Annotated in this window: 17 protein-coding genes; 8 read left to right on the forward strand and 9 right to left on the reverse strand. The window is 56.4% G+C overall.

From position 1 onward, the window contains the following. From paaH to U9O48_RS10925, 7 genes are all read left to right on the forward strand, one after another. Positions 1–1428 carry a 3-hydroxyacyl-CoA dehydrogenase PaaH gene (paaH, locus tag U9O48_RS10895; RefSeq protein WP_324724306.1) on the forward strand — a complete coding sequence of 476 codons (1428 nt, stop codon included), beginning with the start codon at positions 1–3 and terminating at the stop codon, positions 1426–1428. Next, entirely contained in the window at positions 1418–1840 is a 423-nt protein-coding gene (gene paaI / locus U9O48_RS10900) for a hydroxyphenylacetyl-CoA thioesterase PaaI (protein ID WP_282493147.1), read from the forward strand. Before paaH ends, paaI begins: the two co-directional genes overlap by 11 nt. Further along, positions 1840–3045, forward strand: coding sequence for a 3-oxoadipyl-CoA thiolase (gene pcaF, locus U9O48_RS10905; protein WP_324724307.1), 1206 nt, complete (start codon positions 1840–1842; stop codon positions 3043–3045). The genes paaI and pcaF overlap by 1 nt, the downstream gene beginning before the upstream one ends. 28 nt (positions 3046–3073) lie before the next feature. Then, positions 3074–4396 (forward strand): phenylacetate--CoA ligase PaaK, encoded by a 1323-nt coding sequence (gene paaK / locus U9O48_RS10910; protein ID WP_324724309.1) that lies wholly within the window; start codon positions 3074–3076, stop codon positions 4394–4396. Between the two features lie 158 nt (positions 4397–4554). Further along, positions 4555–5490, forward strand: a complete 936-nt coding sequence (gene paaX, locus U9O48_RS10915; protein WP_282493144.1) for a phenylacetic acid degradation operon negative regulatory protein PaaX — start codon at positions 4555–4557, stop codon at positions 5488–5490. Between the two features lie 10 nt (positions 5491–5500). Then, complete coding sequence (paaY, locus tag U9O48_RS10920) at positions 5501–6103, forward strand: phenylacetic acid degradation protein PaaY (protein ID WP_285150434.1); 603 nt, start codon at positions 5501–5503, stop codon at positions 6101–6103. 168 nt (positions 6104–6271) lie between these two features. Further along, the gene (locus tag U9O48_RS10925; protein ID WP_095281955.1) at positions 6272–6487 is read left to right on the forward strand and encodes a cold shock domain-containing protein; all 216 of its coding nucleotides are present in this window, start codon (positions 6272–6274) and stop codon (positions 6485–6487) included. Between the two features lie 78 nt (positions 6488–6565). On the opposite strand, the gene U9O48_RS10930 is transcribed toward U9O48_RS10925, so the two are convergent. Next, positions 6566–6736 (reverse strand): YnfU family zinc-binding protein, encoded by a 171-nt coding sequence (locus tag U9O48_RS10930; RefSeq protein ID WP_324724310.1) that lies wholly within the window; start codon positions 6734–6736, stop codon positions 6566–6568. Between the two features lie 572 nt (positions 6737–7308). Here U9O48_RS10930 and U9O48_RS10935 point away from each other — a divergent pair. Beyond that, positions 7309–7872 (forward strand): helix-turn-helix transcriptional regulator, encoded by a 564-nt coding sequence (locus U9O48_RS10935; RefSeq protein ID WP_285150435.1) that lies wholly within the window; start codon positions 7309–7311, stop codon positions 7870–7872. Between the two features lie 38 nt (positions 7873–7910). Here U9O48_RS10935 and U9O48_RS10940 read toward each other — a convergent pair whose 3' ends face one another. The 8 genes from U9O48_RS10940 to tssF are packed head-to-tail and all read right to left on the reverse strand — an operon-like array spanning position 7911 to position 16631. Then, positions 7911–8381 (reverse strand): DcrB-related protein, encoded by a 471-nt coding sequence (locus U9O48_RS10940; protein WP_285144550.1) that lies wholly within the window; start codon positions 8379–8381, stop codon positions 7911–7913. Then, the gene (locus U9O48_RS10945) at positions 8382–9989 is read right to left on the reverse strand and encodes an OmpA family protein (protein WP_285150436.1); all 1608 of its coding nucleotides are present in this window, start codon (positions 9987–9989) and stop codon (positions 8382–8384) included. It lies immediately after the preceding gene. Next, positions 9983–10348, reverse strand: a complete 366-nt coding sequence (locus tag U9O48_RS10950) for a hypothetical protein (protein ID WP_285150437.1) — start codon at positions 10346–10348, stop codon at positions 9983–9985. Before U9O48_RS10950 ends, U9O48_RS10945 begins: the two co-directional genes overlap by 7 nt. Then, entirely contained in the window at positions 10342–11688 is a 1347-nt protein-coding gene (locus tag U9O48_RS10955; RefSeq protein WP_285150438.1) for a GlcNAc-transferase family protein, read from the reverse strand. Before U9O48_RS10955 ends, U9O48_RS10950 begins: the two co-directional genes overlap by 7 nt. A gap of 6 nt (positions 11689–11694) precedes the next feature. Beyond that, positions 11695–12708, reverse strand: coding sequence for a fimbrial protein (locus U9O48_RS10960; RefSeq protein ID WP_285150439.1), 1014 nt, complete (start codon positions 12706–12708; stop codon positions 11695–11697). Beyond that, positions 12708–13709: an ImpA family type VI secretion system protein gene (locus U9O48_RS10965; RefSeq protein ID WP_285150440.1), complete on the reverse strand. Its 1002-nt coding sequence runs from the start codon at positions 13707–13709 to the stop codon at positions 12708–12710. The genes U9O48_RS10960 and U9O48_RS10965 overlap by 1 nt, the downstream gene beginning before the upstream one ends. A 25-nt stretch (positions 13710–13734) precedes the next feature. Next, positions 13735–14751 carry a type VI secretion system baseplate subunit TssG gene (tssG, locus tag U9O48_RS10970; protein WP_324724311.1) on the reverse strand — a complete coding sequence of 339 codons (1017 nt, stop codon included), beginning with the start codon at positions 14749–14751 and terminating at the stop codon, positions 13735–13737. Beyond that, on the reverse strand, positions 14748–16631 hold the full coding sequence (gene tssF, locus U9O48_RS10975) for a type VI secretion system baseplate subunit TssF (RefSeq protein ID WP_285150442.1): 1884 nt from the start codon (positions 16629–16631) through the stop codon (positions 14748–14750). The genes tssG and tssF overlap by 4 nt, the downstream gene beginning before the upstream one ends. Between the last annotated feature and the right edge of the window lie 137 nt (positions 16632–16768).

Here is a 16768-nt window from a genome sequence, read left to right on the forward strand (position 1 = left end):
ATGACGATGAGAATTCACACCGTCGCAGTGATCGGCAGCGGCACCATGGGGGCCGGGATCGCCGAAGTGGCCGCCAGCAGCGGGCATCAGGTGCTGGTGTACGACATCGCCGCTGACGTGGTGGCCCGCGCCATCGACGGTATTCGCTCGCGACTGGACTCCCGCGTGGCGCGCGGAAAACTGACCGCCGAGGCCTGCGAGAAAATCGTCGCGCGTCTGCTCCCGGTCAACGATATTCATGCTCTCGCCGCCGCCGATCTGGTGATTGAAGCGGCCTCCGAGCGCCTTGAAGTCAAAAAAGCGCTGTTCAAACAGCTGGGCGAGATCTGCCCGCCGCAGACTTTACTTACCAGCAACACCTCGTCGATTTCGATCACCGCGGTGGCGGCCGACGTGCGCCATCCGGAGCGCGTCGCCGGGCTGCATTTCTTCAACCCGGCGCCGGTAATGAAACTGGTGGAAGTGGTGAGCGGACTGGCGACCTCCACGGAAGTGGCGGATCTGCTGTGCGAGCTGGCGGTGAACTGGGGCAAACAGCCGGTGCGCTGCCAGTCCACGCCAGGGTTTATCGTCAACCGCGTCGCGCGTCCGTTCTACTCCGAAGCCTGGCGCGCGCTGGAAGAGAACGTCGCCCCGGCGCAGGACATCGACGCCGCGCTGCGCGAAGGCGGCGGTTTCCCGATGGGGCCGCTGGAACTGACGGATCTGATCGGTCAGGACGTCAACTTTGCCGTGACCTGTTCCGTCTTTAACGCCTTCTGGCAGGAGCGCCGTTTTCTGCCGTCGCTGGTCCAGCAGGAGCTGGTGCTCGGCGGTCGTTTCGGCAAAAAAACCGGGCAGGGGGTGTACGACTGGCACAGGGAACGTCCTGCCGCCCAGTGGCTTGCAGCCGTTGGCGCGACCTTTAGCCCGGTTATCGCGAATAAGAGAAGTGACGGTGTCACTGAATTAGATGATGTCTTGCTGGTAGAAACCACCGGTGAAACGGCGCAAAGCCTCGCTCTGCGCCATAACCGCCCGGTAGTGGTGGTCGACCGCATGGACGGCGACGCGGTGGTGATCGCCGCTGCGGCCGGTAATCCACACTCCGCCACCCAAAAAGCGATTTATCACCTGCAGCAGCAGGGAAAACGCGTCCTGCAGATCAGCGATTATCCCGGCCTGCTTCTCTGGCGAACCGTGGCGATGATCATCAACGAAGCGCTGGATGCCCTGCAAAAAGGGGTCGCCAGCGAACAGGATATCGACACCGCCATGCGCCTCGGCGTGAACTACCCGGTTGGGCCGATCGCCTGGGGTGAACGCCTCGGCTGGCAGCGCCTGCTGATCCTGCTGGAAAACCTGCAACGTCACTACGGCGAAGAACGTTATCGCCCCTGTTCCCTGCTGCGCCAGCGTGCGCTTCTGGAGAGTAGCTATGAGTCATAACGCCTGGCACAACGCCCGCACCATGTATGAAAACGACGCCTGCGCCCAGGCGCTGGGCATCGACATCGTCGAGATGGACGAGGGTTACGCAGTGGTGACGATGACCATCACCCCGCAGATGCTCAACGGCCATAAAACCTGCCACGGCGGACAGCTGTTTTCCCTGGCCGATACGGCGTTTGCCTACGCCTGCAACAGCCAGGGGTTGGCGGCGGTGGCCTCGGCCTGCACCATTGATTTTCTGCGTCCTGGCTTTGCCGGAGACAAGCTTACGGCCAGCGCCAGGGTAAAACACCAGGGCAAACTGACCGGCGTGTACGACATCGAAATAACTAACCAACAACAAAAAACAGTCGCCTTGTTCCGCGGTAAATCGCACCGCATTGGCGGCAGTGTGACAGGAGAAGCCTGATGCGTGATGCATTTATCTGTGATGGTGTTCGTACCCCGGTGGGGCGTTATGGCGGCGCATTGTCGGGCGTGCGCGCCGACGATCTGGCAGCCGTCCCGCTGCGCGCGTTGCTGGCGCGCTATCCGCAACTGGATGCAGAGCGTATTGACGATGTGATCTTCGGCTGTGCCAACCAGGCCGGGGAAGATAACCGCAACGTGGCGCGCATGGCGGCGCTGCTGGCCGGGTTCCCGCAGACGGTGTCCGGCACGACGATCAACCGTTTGTGCGGATCTGGACTTGATGCCGTCGGTTTTGCGGCGCGAGCGATTAAAGCGGGCGATGCGGATCTGCTGATCGCCGGTGGCGTGGAGTCCATGTCCCGCGCGCCGTTCGTGATGGGCAAAGCGACCACACCGTTCCAGCGCCAGGCGGAGATGTTTGATACCACCATCGGCTGGCGTTTTGTGAATCCGCTCATGCATCAGCAATACGGAACTGACAGCATGCCCGAAACGGCAGAGAATGTAGCTGAATTGTTAAATATCAGCCGTGCCGATCAGGATGCCTTCGCGCTGCGCAGCCAGCAGCGGACGGCGATAGCCCAGCAGAACGGGGTCCTGGCGCAGGAGATCGTGCCGGTGAGCGTGGTGGGCAAGAAGGGCGCTATCACCGAAGTGCTGATTGACGAACATCCGCGCGCCGACACCACCCTTGAACAGCTCTCCGCCCTGAAAACGCCGTTCCGTAAAAACGGCGTGGTGACGGCGGGGAACGCTTCCGGCGTCAACGACGGCGCGGCGGCGCTGATTATCGCCAGCCGTGAGATGGCCGAGCAGCAGGGGTTAACCCCACGGGCGCGCATCGTGGCGATGGCAAGCGCGGGCGTCGAGCCACGACTGATGGGTTTGGGCCCGGTTCCGGCAACACGCAAAGTGCTGGAGCGCGCGGGTCTGAGCATTAACGATATGGACGTGATTGAGCTGAATGAAGCTTTCGCGTCACAGGCACTGGGCGTGCTGCGCCAGCTCGGGTTAGCGGATGACGCCGCGCATGTGAACCCGAACGGCGGCGCGATCGCCCTGGGCCATCCGCTGGGGATGAGCGGGGCACGACTGGTGCTGGCGGCCAGCAATGAATTGCATCGACGCAACGGGCGCTACGCGCTTTGTACGATGTGCATCGGTGTGGGCCAGGGCATTGCCCTGATCCTGGAGCGTGTTTGAGCAAAACTACCTGCGAGTACCCTACAAAATGACAACGACAACAACAACACAACTTGATGCGATTGAAACTGCCTCCGTCGACGAATTACAGGCGCTGCAAACCGAACGCCTGAAGTGGACGCTAGAGCACGCTTACAACAATGTGCCGATGTATAAGCGTAAGTTCGACGCGGCGGGCGTACATCCTGACGATTTTAAAGAGCTGTCCGATCTCAACAAATTCCCCTGCACGACCAAGCAGGATCTGCGGGATAACTACCCGTTCGACACCTTCGCGGTGCCGATGGAGCAGGTGGTGCGCATCCATGCGTCCTCCGGAACCACCGGTAAACCGACGGTAGTCGGCTACACGCAAAACGATATCGACAACTGGGCCAACATCGTGGCCCGTTCCCTGCGCGCCGCCGGTGGCACGCGCAAGGATAAAATTCACGTCGCTTATGGTTACGGACTCTTTACCGGCGGGCTGGGCGCGCACTACGGTGCCGAGCGTTTAGGTGCGACGGTGATCCCGATGTCCGGCGGCCAGACCGAGAAACAGGCGCAGCTGATCCGCGATTTCCAGCCCGATATGATCATGGTGACGCCGTCCTACTGCCTGAACCTGATTGAAGAGCTGGAGCGCCAGATGGGCGGCGACGCCAGCCAGTGCTCCCTGCGCGTCGGCGTGTTTGGCGCGGAGCCCTGGACGCTGGCGATGCGCCACGAGATCGAGCGTCGCCTCGGGATCACCGCCCTGGACATCTACGGCCTGTCAGAGGTGATGGGGCCGGGCGTGGCGATGGAGTGCATCGAAACCGCCGACGGCCCGACCATCTGGGAAGACCACTTCTACCCGGAGATCGTCAACCCGAACGACGGCACACCGCTGGCCGACGGCCAGCAGGGCGAACTGCTGTTCACCACGCTCACCAAAGAGGCGCTGCCGGTGATCCGCTATCGCACCCGCGATCTGACGCGTCTCCTGCCGGGGACTGCGCGCACCATGCGCCGTATGGACAGGATCAGCGGGCGCAGCGATGACATGCTGATCATTCGCGGCGTGAACGTCTTCCCGTCACAGCTGGAAGAGGAGATCGTCAAATTTGAACATCTGTCGCCGCACTACCAGCTGGAGGTGAACCGTCGCGGACATCTTGATTCACTTTCGGTGAAAGTGGAGCTGAAAGAGAGCAGCCTGGTGCTCAGCCACGAGCAGCGCTGCCAGGTGTGTCATCAGCTGCGTCATCGCATTAAGTCGATGGTCGGGATCTCGACCGACGTGACGATCGTCAACTGCGGCAGCATTCCGCGCTCCGAAGGCAAGGCGTGCCGGGTGTTTGATTTGAGGAAGGTGGCGGCGAACGGTTGAGATTTGTGCGATTTGTTCCCCTCACCCTAACCCTCTCCCAAAGGGAGAGGGGATTGTCCGGTTTTCTCCCTCTCCCCTGGGGAGAGGGCTGGGGTGAGGGGTAATGGGCGCGCAAAAATTCTATGCTATGATTCATCCAGGACAAAAACCACAACAGAATGAATCAGATGAGTAAACTCGATACTTTTATTCAGCACGCCGTTAGCTCTGTGCCGATCAGCGGAACCTCGCTGATTTCATCCCTGTATGGCGATTCGCTCTCCCATCGCGGCGGTGAAATCTGGCTCGGGAGCCTGGCGGCGCTGCTCGAAGGGATGGGATTTGGCGAGCGTTTTGTGCGTACCGCGCTGTTCCGCCTCAACAAAGAGGGGTGGCTGGATGTCTCCCGCATCGGCAGGCGCAGCTTCTACCGCCTGAGCGACAAAGGTTTGCGTCTGACCCGTCGCGCAGAGAACAAAATTTACCGCGCAGAGTTACCGGCGTGGGACGGAAAATGGCTGTTATTGCTCTCGGAAGGGCTGGATAAAACCACGCTCGCGGATGTGAAAAAACAGCTGATCTGGCAGGGGTTCGGGACGCTTGCTTCCAGCCTGATGGCCTCGCCGTCGCAGAAAATGGCCGATGTGCAGTCCCTGCTGCATGAGGCGGGCGTGGCGGAGAACGTGATCTGCTTCGAAGCCCACTCCCCGCTGGCGCTGTCGCGCGCGGCGCTGCGCTCCCGCGTGGAGGAGTGCTGGCAGCTGACCGAGCAGAACGTGATGTATGAAACCTTTATCGACTCGTTCCGGCCCTTGCTGCCGCTGCTGAAAGAGGCGGGCGCGGATGAACTCACGCCGGAGCGCTGTTTCCAGATACAGCTGTTGCTGATCCATTTTTATCGCCGCGTGGTGCTGAAAGATCCGCTGTTGCCGGAGGAGCTCCTCCCCGCGCACTGGGCCGGACAAACCGCTCGCCAGCTGTGCATCAATATCTATCAGCGCGTGGCACCGGGCGCCCTGGCGTTTGTCAGCGAAAAAGGCGAAACCTCGGTCGGCGAACTGCCGGTGCCGGGGACGCTCTATTTCCAGCGCTTCGGCGGCCTGAATATCGCATAACGGAGGAAGTATGCCTGTATATCAAATAGATGGACTGACCCCAGTCGTGCCCGATGAGAGCTATGTCCATCCTACGGCCGTGCTGATTGGCGATGTCATTTTAGGGAAAGGCGTGTTCGTCGGGCCGAATGCCAGCCTGCGTGGCGACTTTGGCCGAATCGTGGTGAAAGACGGGGCGAACATTCAGGATAACTGCGTGATGCACGGCTTTCCTGAGCAGGATACGGTGGTGGAAGAGCACGGCCATATCGGTCACAGCGCCATTTTGCACGGCTGCGTGATCCGTAAAAACGCCCTGGTCGGGATGAATGCGGTGGTGATGGACGGGGCGGTGATCGGCGAAAACAGCATCGTCGGCGCGGCGGCGTTTGTGAAAGCCAAAGCAGAAATGCCAGCGAATTATCTGATTATCGGCAGCCCGGCAAAAGCCATTCGTCAGTTGAGCGATCAGGAACTCGAGTGGAAAAAGCAGGGGACGCGTGAATATCAGGTGCTGGTCGAACGCTGCAAAATGACGATGCATCAGGTCGAGCCGCTGCGGGAAGTGGAGCCGGGCAGAACGCGTCTGGTGTTTGACGAGAATTTGCGACCGAAATCGTCGCAGACAAAATAAATTTGTATATTTGCGTCAGTGCAGAATTATTTCGTCAATTAATTCAGCCACTGTTGACATGTGCGGTAAAAATAAACATTGCTAAATATGGGTGGCCGTGCATTAATGCCCAGCGTTTACAATGCAAAAAATTTTGCCAGCCGAAAGGCCAAAAAAAAGGAGCCTTATATGTCTGCAAAAATTATTGGTTTAGTGAAGTGGTTTAACGAAGATAAAGGCTTTGGCTTTATTTCTCCGGTAGATGGCAGCAAAGATGTTTTTGTGCATTTCTCTGCATTGCAGGGCGATAATTTCAAAACCTTGTTTGAAGGCCAGAAAGTGGAATTCGTGATTGAAGCGGGCGCAAAAGGCCCGGCTGCTGCCAACGTGATTCTGCGCGACTAACCTGCTTTGATCTCTGCGAGTCTGCAACCACGATGAGGGCGTAAGCCTGAGTAGTCAGAATCGCAGAGGATCAACAAATCAGACTTTTTGGTTGGATTTGAACATCGTGCTGCAGTAAGGACAAACCAGCAGTGACCCTTTTTGAACGCGCGTATAGCTGTGTTCAGAGTCTTTAGAGCAGTTTGGGCAAGGGCATTTAATCAGAAAGTTACGGCGGGCTTTTCCATCTTTGCGATCGGACATAGGCATTTCCTGTGTAATTGGCCTGCTACCATACACGTATCATCCTCAAATAGCTCGTATTCATTTCCCTGTTGAAAGTTATCCCACCTTGCATCCATGACTTCGCTCACTCCAGGCGTTTCTCTGGTGTGCAGTTCAGCAGACTAAATTTCAAAAATACGATAATCACTCTGCGCAATGTTTTCCCCGAATGGACTATTGATGTAATTATTTATTACTGCTTACTTCTGTAACTTCTTGTTTCGGAGATACCTATTTTAGGATATAGGTTTGGGCATTATTCTTAATTTATTATGTCAAAAATAATATTTTTGCTGGCTTTGAGTCAATGCTGATAGATTAATACATCATGGTATATATAACTGCAAACATCGCTTCACAGTGGCGATAGTGCCAGGCAAGAAAAGTCTGAGATCTATTTAGGCGTAACCGCAAGGTGACGAGGTATTCAACACATTCGGATAATGTGAGTGTTTAACATTTATAAAATATAATTGTTATCTGGTATGGTCTGGATGCAGTATGGCAGTTATATTGGAATTATCTAAAATGGATTTTTTTGAAGGTCTTTGCTTATTATGAAAAGCGCGATAGCAAATGTTAAAATTGACAGTGATAACTATTATTATAAATTTGGGCTTTATCAGATGCTCGCACACATCTATCAGTTCGAAAAACCAACCCCAGGAATTAAAAAGGTGCAAGGGCAGGTAAGTATCCTTTTTAGACAAAATATTGCTAGCATAATCTATCCAGGCCCTGAACTGACATTGAATACCCTGGATATCCCGTTTGTCTGCAACACCCTCAACCTTAGCGAGATTAATGCGAAACTGGAAAAGATCATGATGGTCACGCAGTACCCTTATTTCGAGTGCGATAAACAGGTCATGTATCAACGCCTGGGTATCAAATCCTATCATCAGCTATCAGGCACAGAGTTTACTGTGCTGCGCTATTGCGGTAAGGGATTTCGCCCACGTGAAATTGCGTTAATACTCGACTGCTCAGAGAAAACGGTGAATACGCACTGTCGCAACGCGATGCGTAAAATGGGCATGTCGAAAAGAGTGGAGCTATATCAATATGCCACTCTGGTTATGTGTGATGAGGGGCGCGAAAGAGCGACACTTTGCCTCTGATAAAGAAACAACCCATGAACCTCATGGGTTGTTTCTTATTATAAGGCGTGATTAGGCTGAAAAGTGTTGATGATCTGCACATAATGTTTACGTTGATATTCTGAAAACTCTTCCAGAGAATACAGGGTGAATATCAACACTTCGCGCTCATTGTGATTAGTGGTCCCATGCCAGGGGAGTTTAATCACGGATTGTACCTGACGGACTTTTTTTCCGTCCTGTAAATAGTGATTGGCTATTTGCACGACCGGCAGCCGCGCCGGGCCAATTTCGTTTCTGAGCAGTTTTCCTTCCATCTGGAATCCCGGCAGTTTATTGCGCAACTCTTCGATTTGCGCTTCGCAGAATGCCTCTGTCTCCTGATCCTCTTCGAGCGTCGCCCGGTTAATCATAATGTTGTATTCGTTGTCATCAGGATCCCTGAACATCAGAATATTAACCGAACGGTCGAGGATGGGAGCCTGACTCAGAAAATTACCTTCAAGAAGGCTGTAGTTGGGTGTTTTCATTTAAAAAAGATGCTCGTTAACGTTGATGGGAGTAGGGCGCAGAGGAAAAACATCTATCCTCCGGTTCAGCTGTTTGCCTGCGGAAGTTGAGTTGCTGGCGAGGGGGTACGCGTCCCCTTCGCCTTTCAACACAAACTGCTGCTCGGTGGCTGGGGTGTTATGCAACAGCCAGTCGCGGACTTCCCGCGCGCGTTGCTCTGAAAGGAGCGCGTTACTTTTTTCATCGCCGCTGCTGTCCGTGTGACCGACGATCAGAAACGTGATTTCCGGATTTTTTTTGATGAGCTGCACCATCGGCTGCAGAAGTTGTTCACGTCCTTGCAGGATGGTCGCACTGCCCGAGGCAAACAGCGAAGCGTGACTTGAGGAAGAGTAGACGCTCCAGTGGGAATACTTTCCGAGCTGGGTATCAGCGATCCCGACTAATTCGCGACAGCGTGACAATCCCCAGTTCTGAAAGAAAAGCGAGGAGGCACAGTTTTTCAGCGCGGCCCGCTGAGCTTCGAGGGTATCGAGCAGGGAAAAGGTCTGACTAATGTTCTCGACCGGGGTTTGCGACAGCGAATTTATCGTGCGGGTAATGTCGTCAGCCCGCTCTTGCTCGTGATAGTGCGCATAGGTCAGGCTTGCGAAAACCAGCAGTGGCACGATGAGCAGGAATCTCGGCGTCAGCACGCGCCCCCCTGAAGAGGGTGCCGTGATGCTGCGACCGACGGGGGGCAAATCCACGGTGGCCGCAAGCGCTGGCAGAGGCGGGTAGATCTTCGCATGAGTGAGTGCGGGCAGGATCGCGAAGTGTTCCTCCAGCCAGCGTGACCATGCTCCGTGACGCGTAAAACCGGTGCCGTAATCCGCGATCATAATGCGCTTCAGCGTGGACGACGCGTGAGACAGTGCGGTGTTCAGATTCGACAGCACCTGCTCTTCGTCCATCCATTGCCAGAGCAACCGCAGCGTGGCATGGCGCTGATGCAGGAAGGCCGGGGCCCCTTCAGACTGAGGGCGCAGGTTTTCCACTGACGCGCTGGTCAGTTTTTGCTCTCCGTCGGGCGTCTCCAGCCAGATAGCAGAGTCAGGATCGTGGGTAAAACGCTCGTCGCTGCATCGCACGTACAGGGCAAAAATACAGGGCAGAGGGTCCGCCAGAATCGGTGACTGGAGGATGTTTCGCCACTCCTGTAGCGAAGAGATTGCTAGCGCCGCGCTGTCGTGGCCATCAGGAAAAAAGGGGAAAAAGAGTGTGACCTTCAGATTTTGTGGGTCCGCACCGAGCCGCGCTAATTGCCGGATCATCTCGCCCTGAGTGGCGGCACACAGCCAGAGTGCGCCGGTGGCAGAGTGCTCAATACTCCCTTTGTGTCTGGCGGAAAACCACTGGTTTACGTAGGGGCCAATTACCAGGTAGATCTGTTTTTCTACCCGTGGCATTTCGCAAAGGGGGGATGGGGGCGTCTCGTTTTGCAGGACCTCTCGCACCGTCAGGGCGAAAAACAGAACGGTCAGCCCTGCAAACAGGGCATTCCACGCGGGATGAGGATAAATCCCCGTCGCCAGCAACAGCGCGGCGACCAGCAGAATGGGATAGCGGTCTTGAGAGCGTCTCAACATATCAATGTATCGTCAAAATGAGGGGTAAGAAGAAAAGGCCGCATCAGGTTCATCACGTCGGATTCCGTGGCCGGGACAAGATCGCGATAGCACTCCTTTTCCAGCGTCGGGGCGGTGATCTGCTGCTGATTCCGTGCCAGCGCCGCGGCAATTCGGGCATCCAGACGACGGCAAAGCAGGGCGCAAATTTGCGATGTCTGCTCCTTCGTCCAGCCGCTCGCGGCAAGCGAGGCATCCAGGCGCACTATCCGCTGATGCATTTGCTCCCGAAACAGAGAAACGGAGGGGATTATGCCCCCCATTGCCAGCAGCGCATCAACCCCGAGCAGTGACTGGACCTGGCGGGCTGCGCTTACCATGCTTGCTCCACGACTGCACCCCAGCCGCTGAGTTCGTTAAAGGGGCAGAGTCGCACCACTGAGGGTGTTTCCGACGGGGTAGCCGTGAAATCGAGCGCGAGGGTCATTTTTCCTTCATCGGCGGATTCCATCGCGGCATCGATCTCCTCCCGGCTGAATTTCCGCTCATTCAGCAGACGGTTGTTGTCGCTGTAAACGCCCAGATACCACCATGCTGCCGTTGCCTGCGCATCGCTGATGTCCGTTTTGTTGAGCTTTATCGATTTGCCGAAGGGGGAGACCAGGCGCTGCGCCCACAGCGCATCATCCGGCCACTCATGGGGTAAAAATACGCTGCGTTTATCCGCCCCGATGACTTCAGGTAACACCGCGCGGCGCTTAACATCGATACCTGTCAGTCGTTCAAACTCCCTCAGACTACGGGCGTTCCCCAGTGAATAATCCCCGATATCAACCGGATCTGCTTCCAGACCGAACAGCGTGCGGATGCGCTTTTTAGACAGCGCGTCACGTTCCCACCATGCCATCTCAATCTCCCCGCTGCTTTTGGCCTCGCGGGAGTGATCGCCCCAGACCTTGTTCTCTTTTCGCCGTCCGTAGTAATGCCAGAGCAAAATTTGATGCGGGGTGTAGACGTCGTAACCGTGCGTAAAGGCGCGTGCCGCCATCGCGATCTCTTCTCCGGCGAAGAAAATATGGGGATCGTTGGCGACCTGTTGCACAAAGCTGCCGTCCGCGAAAATAAACCCACCGGCAACATAACTTCCCCGGACTGGGGTATCGCTGCTGAGGGGGGTGGAAGAGAGCATCGGTAGCCCTTCTTTGGAAAATTCGCGAAAGATCAGTCGACTCGCAAACTGGCTGCGTTTTTCGTCCGGCTCCTGCGGGTCATAGGCCGGTGGATAGGTGGAGAGCACCGGTTTGGCACTCAGGGCGCGCAGCCCATTCAACATCTCAATCATGCGGTGATCCCAGTGCCCCGCGAAGCGGCAGTGGGAGTCAATCTGTAGCGAAAAGGTTTCCCCTGCGTAGTGGCGCTCCGCGATAAACCGCGCCCAGCAGGCTCCCCGGCTATGAAAATAGTGCACCGGGACGACGGTTATCAGCGCTTGCTGCCACTCAAAGCGCCAGACCGGGTCATCCGCTGCGTCGTCGGAGGCCATCAATTGCATTCCAGTCCCGGTAAACAACGACAGGCTCTCGTTGTCATGCTGCCAGCAAATAGTGATACGCAAATTTTGCGGATCGCGGGCCATCGTAATCATGTCGCGCAGCGTCGGGATAAGCTCCGGGTCGCGGTAGCTGGCGATACTGACAAACAGAGTTTGGGTGGTGGTCATGAAGGGCTATTTCACCTGCAATAAAATTTCCGCATGGGCAGTAAACTCGCCTTCTGCGGGGTGCTGTGCGGCACCAGGCTGCGACATCAGCGTCGCTTTCCAGTGAAACTCGGCGGGAAGCGTACTCCCGGTGCTGCTGAGGGTTTCACTCGTCGAACCGTCCAGCAGCAGATCGCCGCCGGTGCTGTTTTTAATGCGGATTGCCAGCGCATCGGTGGCACCGCTGCTGTCCTGGACTTTGATATAGCGGCTGTCCGTCGAGGCGCTATCGCTGGTGACCGAGACGGTGGTGGAGTAAGTGCCATAATCGGTGCGACAGGTGATCGCAAAATCCAGTGGCTTTTCGATCTCGGCGCTGGCGTTGAGCATGTTGCCGGTGACCGTCCCGAAATCCACGGTTTTATCGCCCTCAAAGGTGCACGACGGGGTGCTGACAATTTGTATCGCCCCGATGTGCAATATCTGTGCGGCGTTGCTTATCGAATCGCTGATTACCCAGTTATAGGCATAATCATTCGGGGGCAGAATGATGTTCGCGCCCTGCGGGTCCAGTTTCAGCGTTTCGGCGGTTTTGTAGATCTCAATCCGATACAGCGAAGCGGCGTCATACACCCAGGAGCCGGTCGGCGAAGGGGCGAAACTCATGTTACCCGGGGCGGGGAGTTGTCCCGTGCCGAAAGCCTGACCGTTGTTCCAGATGATTTTGAGGCCAATTCCGGGAACATTCGTCGGGAAAATATACCCGGCCCCCTGAGGCGGCAGATTCATCGCGCTTTTGCCGTAAGCTTCCCCATCGGCACAGGTGATGTAACCGATCGGGTAACCTTGCACAGCGGTATCGTAATGGGTGACAGGCGTTGTTGTACTCGCAACCTGGTCGGCATCGACATAGACGGTCATGTCCGGTACCTCAAAGTTATGCGGCGCAGGCAGACCGGATTTTGGGCTCAGGACGCAGCTCGCTTGTGCGAAGCCAGCGCCAAGCAGTCCGATAAACAGCAATCCCACTCGATATTTCATTATTCCTTCCCCTCGTTAGTTAAGTGAGCAACGATCTCGACCGGGAGCAGTTGCAGTAATTCACTGAAGGTTTTTCCTGACGTTTTGATGGCAAAATCCAGCAGCAAAATCACCGGGCTGCCGGGCTCTGCACCCATAAACCAGGCCTGAACAGCGTTGAGCGTTGCAAACGCCTGTGCCCGGCTGGTGATCTCTTTCGCGGGTGACGCCTGCGCGACGGTTGCCGGTTGATAAACGGGCGTTGACTCAGGCGCAGAAGGGGGGGCGGGTATTGGAAGTGCCGGTTCGCTGGCTGGCGTCACCTCAGGGTCGGTAAACAGCGCCAGCAGACGTAACGTCGGCAAAAAGCCGGGAGCGCTGTCTCCCAGGGAGTCCGCCAGCAGCGCGGACAACGTTTGTAGCTGCAAACGTGCTTGTGACAGGGAGGCTATGTCATTATCTCCCCCGTCGCGCCACGCGTTTTGCATCGCCTGAACCGTGGCTTCCGGCAGAGCGCTCTCATCACGCGGGATGGCGAGCGCGCGCTCGATATCTTTCACCAGACATTGCGTTCCCACCACTTTTGGCAGGGGATAGTGGCGAATATCGTTGAGCAGGCCGCTGTGATCGTCGAGTTCGTTCAGGGCATTGGCGCGCAGCAGTGGCTCAAACTCGCCTTCATCGTGCAGCAGCGGATAAAGCTCATTCGGCCATTGCTGAAGTAACGCCAGCAGCGCCTGAAATCCTTCGCTGAGAGCCCGTAAACCCGTTGTTCGCAGGCGGCAGCGAATCAGGATGATGATCAGGCGGATATCGCGCGATTTAGCCAGCAGCGCGTGACAATCGCGTTCGATGTCCGCCCAGTTAACGGGGTTGGCCGTCTCAGTAAACTGGCCATACTCCGCCTCAAGCCGGGGCTGTAGTCGCGACTGAAGTAAAACAAATGCCGGGTTGTACTCCAGATCCTCGCCGCAGGGTGACGGGCCGGGGATCGGCTCAAGTAAGTGCTGGTAATAATCCATATAGCGTGGCTCGCTCCATCGGGGGTTAAAACTGGTAGTGTTCCGGTTCGAAACTCATGCCGGAGACGGGCTTATCGCGATCGTGTCGCGCCAACCAGCTGGCGTATCCCAGCTGGTGGCTACCGTTCAGGGTGGCCTGGGGCATTTCGTCGGCACGCAGGATCAACTGGACGTCCCAGGCAAATTCATAGCCGGTGAAATTTCTGACCCATTCACACAGCACCGGAAGATCCTCTCCCCAGGGACTGAATCCCATGTACTGCGCCAGCGTCAGAGGGCCGAGCGTGAGACGAAATTTATGCTGACGATCCTGGAGGGTTTCGCCCAGCACCGCGCCGTCGCCAAGCTGCAGCGCGCAGTCCGGATGCCCGAGCCGACTGGTTTCCGCAGGCGTTAAATGGATCCACTGCGGGACGAACTCCTCAAGCAACACGGGAATGTCAAAGTAGTAGTGCAGCGCCCCCGCCAGCCCTTCAGGGTTGCGGGCCTCGCGGATCAAATGGGCCGAAGCGGCCAGTTGGGCATGAACGGGCAGAGAGGTATGACCCAATGCGGCTGGGTCCAGTCCGACGAGACTGGCGACATAAAACGAGAAGGATTCATCCTCCTTTCGGTCCAGGGACGCCGTATCCTGAGAGATAAACCACGATCGCCAGAACAGGGAGAGTGCGCGATGGTGAAACATATCGACAAAATCCGTCAACGCCTGGTCGTCGTGCTGCTCGCTCCGGGACCACGCCAGCTCGGAGAGGTGCAACGGCATGGCGCCCTGCGGTCCCCAGATCCCCAGCCCAAACAGCTGAATATTGAGCGTGTCATTGTTGACTGACAGGTTGGCTATCTCCCGCGGCGAAAAGGCCATTTGTGCCGTCTGGCTGAGTCGATGGCGCTCCTGAGACGGACGTTGCGCGGTGCCGGGGACGGGCAAGTCTGGGGTGCGAGCGCACAGGGCGCGCATCAGTCCCAGAAAACCGCTCTCCCAGGGGGCCTCTTCATGACACCAGCTGGCGAGAGTCTCTGACAGTGCAGATGGCTCCTTCATAAGGCTCCTCTGCGTCCGGGGCGAGGCTGCCAGCGCGCAATTTTCCCGCGCTGGATCGTGCGCAGTTCTGTTTCAGTAAACACATTGATCGAGGCGTGGCGGGCCAGATAGTTTTCCAGAACCAGCCCAAACAGATAGGGGCTGACACCGGAGAAGTTCTCCTCATCCATGGTCAGCGTGCACTTCACCCCCCGGCCATACATCAGCAGCCCGTTCCCGGGCAAGCGGCGGATCACCGGGACGGTCTCGCAGCCGATCAGACCGCTGATTTGGGACTGGGCGTCGTGATCGGTGTTGTCGACAAACAGCTGCAGCATCTGACGAAACGCTTCTCCGCCCACCACATTTTCCCGATCGGAGAGCGGCTGGTAGTTGAAATTAAGCTGGCGGATCAGTCGCCAGGCCGATTCGCTGGCCACAAACGGCGCTCGCGGTGAGCTGGGGGGAGAGATGAATCGCGCGCCATGGACCGGGGCGGCATCGGAAATCGTCAGATCGTACTGCCCGGTTCGGGCAATCAGGCGCGGTAAATCGCGGTTTGTCACCATCGCCTCTACCGACAAATAGCGAATGTCGTCGCTGAAAGGCGCTTCCTGCTGGTCGACGAGAGAGATAAACACTTCCGTCCCATTGTAGAGCGTCTGAGAGTGGTACTTTCGCGAAAGTGAGTGGCTGCCCGTGCGTTGTCGACGGGTGAGCGAGAAGTAACGGCCGAAGTTACCGCTATCGCTATGACGGGTCTGGAACAGGGGGTTGAATACCACTTCCTTGCTATGCTCTGCCTGCTGGCCTGTCACGCGCAGAATTGAGTGAATCTCGTAATCCAGCGGGCGGCTGCGATCCGGAACTACGTGCAGTTCGTGAGTGTTACGTTTGACTTCAAGTCTATCGACGCGTCTGGGAAACAGATTAATAACCGGCGTGCAGAACAGTTGAAAACGATCGGTATCAATATGTCCCGCCAGATCCTGTGGCATCTGGTTGAGCAGCAGGATGACCTCCAGCTCACGGCTGTGGTTGTCCGCGATACCCGCCGAGAGATGATTCAGGGTAAAAAAATAGAAACGCTGGCGGCAGGCGAAGTATTCGTTCACCAGGTTATGGCCGTGGAAAATATTCCAGTTGACGGGCAGGAGGCTCTTTTCTACGGACATACCTTCGAACAGTAAGGCCTGTTGAGAGATCACGGCGTCGTGCCAGCCTCCCTCTTTGGCGTGGCGCAGGATGGTCGCCTGGCATCCGCCATGCAGGAGTTCAAACAGCCGCGAGACAATGCGTTCGTCACCGCTCAGGTAGACGGGCAGCGAGGCAAGCTCGGTCAAATCAGAAAACATCATCCCTTCCGGCAGCTGTAGCCGCAGGCGCAGGGCGCCTTTAAGCTCGCTCTGCGCAATGCGGTGACGTTCCAGATTGGGGAGATCGGGTGGCAGAGAGGTCATCCGCGCATCGCAGAGGGTGAGTGGCCACAGGCGGACGGACTGACCGCTGCGAAATTCACACCGAGTGGTTTCACCGGGGAAAATGGAGGTAAAAAACGCGCTATTCTTCGCGACCTCATAGCCCAGCGTGAGATCCCCTTCCTTAAGATTAGGCCGTAGCTGCACCACGCCGATAGACGGTGTCGGCGCATTGTAATTGGGGTAAATCACATCGAGTAATCGTTGTGTAAAAGTCGGAAATTCCGCGTCAAGTTTTAGCTGCATCCTGGCGGCGATAAAACTGAAAGATTCAATTAAGCGTTCGACAAAAGGATCGGCAACGTCAATACCATGAACGCCGAGACGGCTTGCTATTTTAGGATGTTTTTGCGCGAATTCACTTGCCATTTCACGCATGAAAGTGAGCTCTCTATTATAGTAATCAAGAAACTTATGGTCCACTTAACTGTACCCTAATTGGCAATGGCAACTGTTTAACGTAATAAAAGATATTTCTCATGCCTGTAATAATTCCCGCCATCAAAAGTCTCACGGTAGATTTTTTCAACGGGTGTGGTTCCAGACGTTTTTATCTTTAT

This window comes from Lelliottia sp. JS-SCA-14 (assembly GCF_035593345.1).
In the GTDB taxonomy this organism is placed as follows: domain Bacteria; phylum Pseudomonadota; class Gammaproteobacteria; order Enterobacterales; family Enterobacteriaceae; genus Enterobacter; species Enterobacter wanjuensis.

Excerpts from the sequence above, each read along its gene's own strand:
- paaH (WP_324724306.1), top strand. The coding sequence starts at position 1 with ATGACGATGAGAATTCACACCGTCGCAGTGATCGGCAGCGGCACCATG.
- paaI (WP_282493147.1), top strand. The coding sequence starts at position 1,418 with ATGAGTCATAACGCCTGGCACAACGCCCGCACCATGTATGAAAACGAC.
- pcaF (WP_324724307.1), top strand. The coding sequence starts at position 1,840 with ATGCGTGATGCATTTATCTGTGATGGTGTTCGTACCCCGGTGGGGCGT.
- paaK (WP_324724309.1), top strand. The coding sequence starts at position 3,074 with ATGACAACGACAACAACAACACAACTTGATGCGATTGAAACTGCCTCC.
- paaX (WP_282493144.1), top strand. The coding sequence starts at position 4,555 with ATGAATCAGATGAGTAAACTCGATACTTTTATTCAGCACGCCGTTAGC.
- paaY (WP_285150434.1), top strand. The coding sequence starts at position 5,501 with ATGCCTGTATATCAAATAGATGGACTGACCCCAGTCGTGCCCGATGAG.
- U9O48_RS10925 (WP_095281955.1), top strand. The coding sequence starts at position 6,272 with ATGTCTGCAAAAATTATTGGTTTAGTGAAGTGGTTTAACGAAGATAAA.
- U9O48_RS10930 (WP_324724310.1), bottom strand. The coding sequence starts at position 6,736 with ATGCCTATGTCCGATCGCAAAGATGGAAAAGCCCGCCGTAACTTTCTG.
- U9O48_RS10935 (WP_285150435.1), top strand. The coding sequence starts at position 7,309 with ATGAAAAGCGCGATAGCAAATGTTAAAATTGACAGTGATAACTATTAT.
- U9O48_RS10940 (WP_285144550.1), bottom strand. The coding sequence starts at position 8,381 with ATGAAAACACCCAACTACAGCCTTCTTGAAGGTAATTTTCTGAGTCAG.
- U9O48_RS10945 (WP_285150436.1), bottom strand. The coding sequence starts at position 9,989 with ATGTTGAGACGCTCTCAAGACCGCTATCCCATTCTGCTGGTCGCCGCG.
- U9O48_RS10950 (WP_285150437.1), bottom strand. The coding sequence starts at position 10,348 with ATGGTAAGCGCAGCCCGCCAGGTCCAGTCACTGCTCGGGGTTGATGCG.
- U9O48_RS10955 (WP_285150438.1), bottom strand. The coding sequence starts at position 11,688 with ATGACCACCACCCAAACTCTGTTTGTCAGTATCGCCAGCTACCGCGAC.
- U9O48_RS10960 (WP_285150439.1), bottom strand. The coding sequence starts at position 12,708 with ATGAAATATCGAGTGGGATTGCTGTTTATCGGACTGCTTGGCGCTGGC.
- U9O48_RS10965 (WP_285150440.1), bottom strand. The coding sequence starts at position 13,709 with ATGGATTATTACCAGCACTTACTTGAGCCGATCCCCGGCCCGTCACCC.
- tssG (WP_324724311.1), bottom strand. The coding sequence starts at position 14,751 with ATGAAGGAGCCATCTGCACTGTCAGAGACTCTCGCCAGCTGGTGTCAT.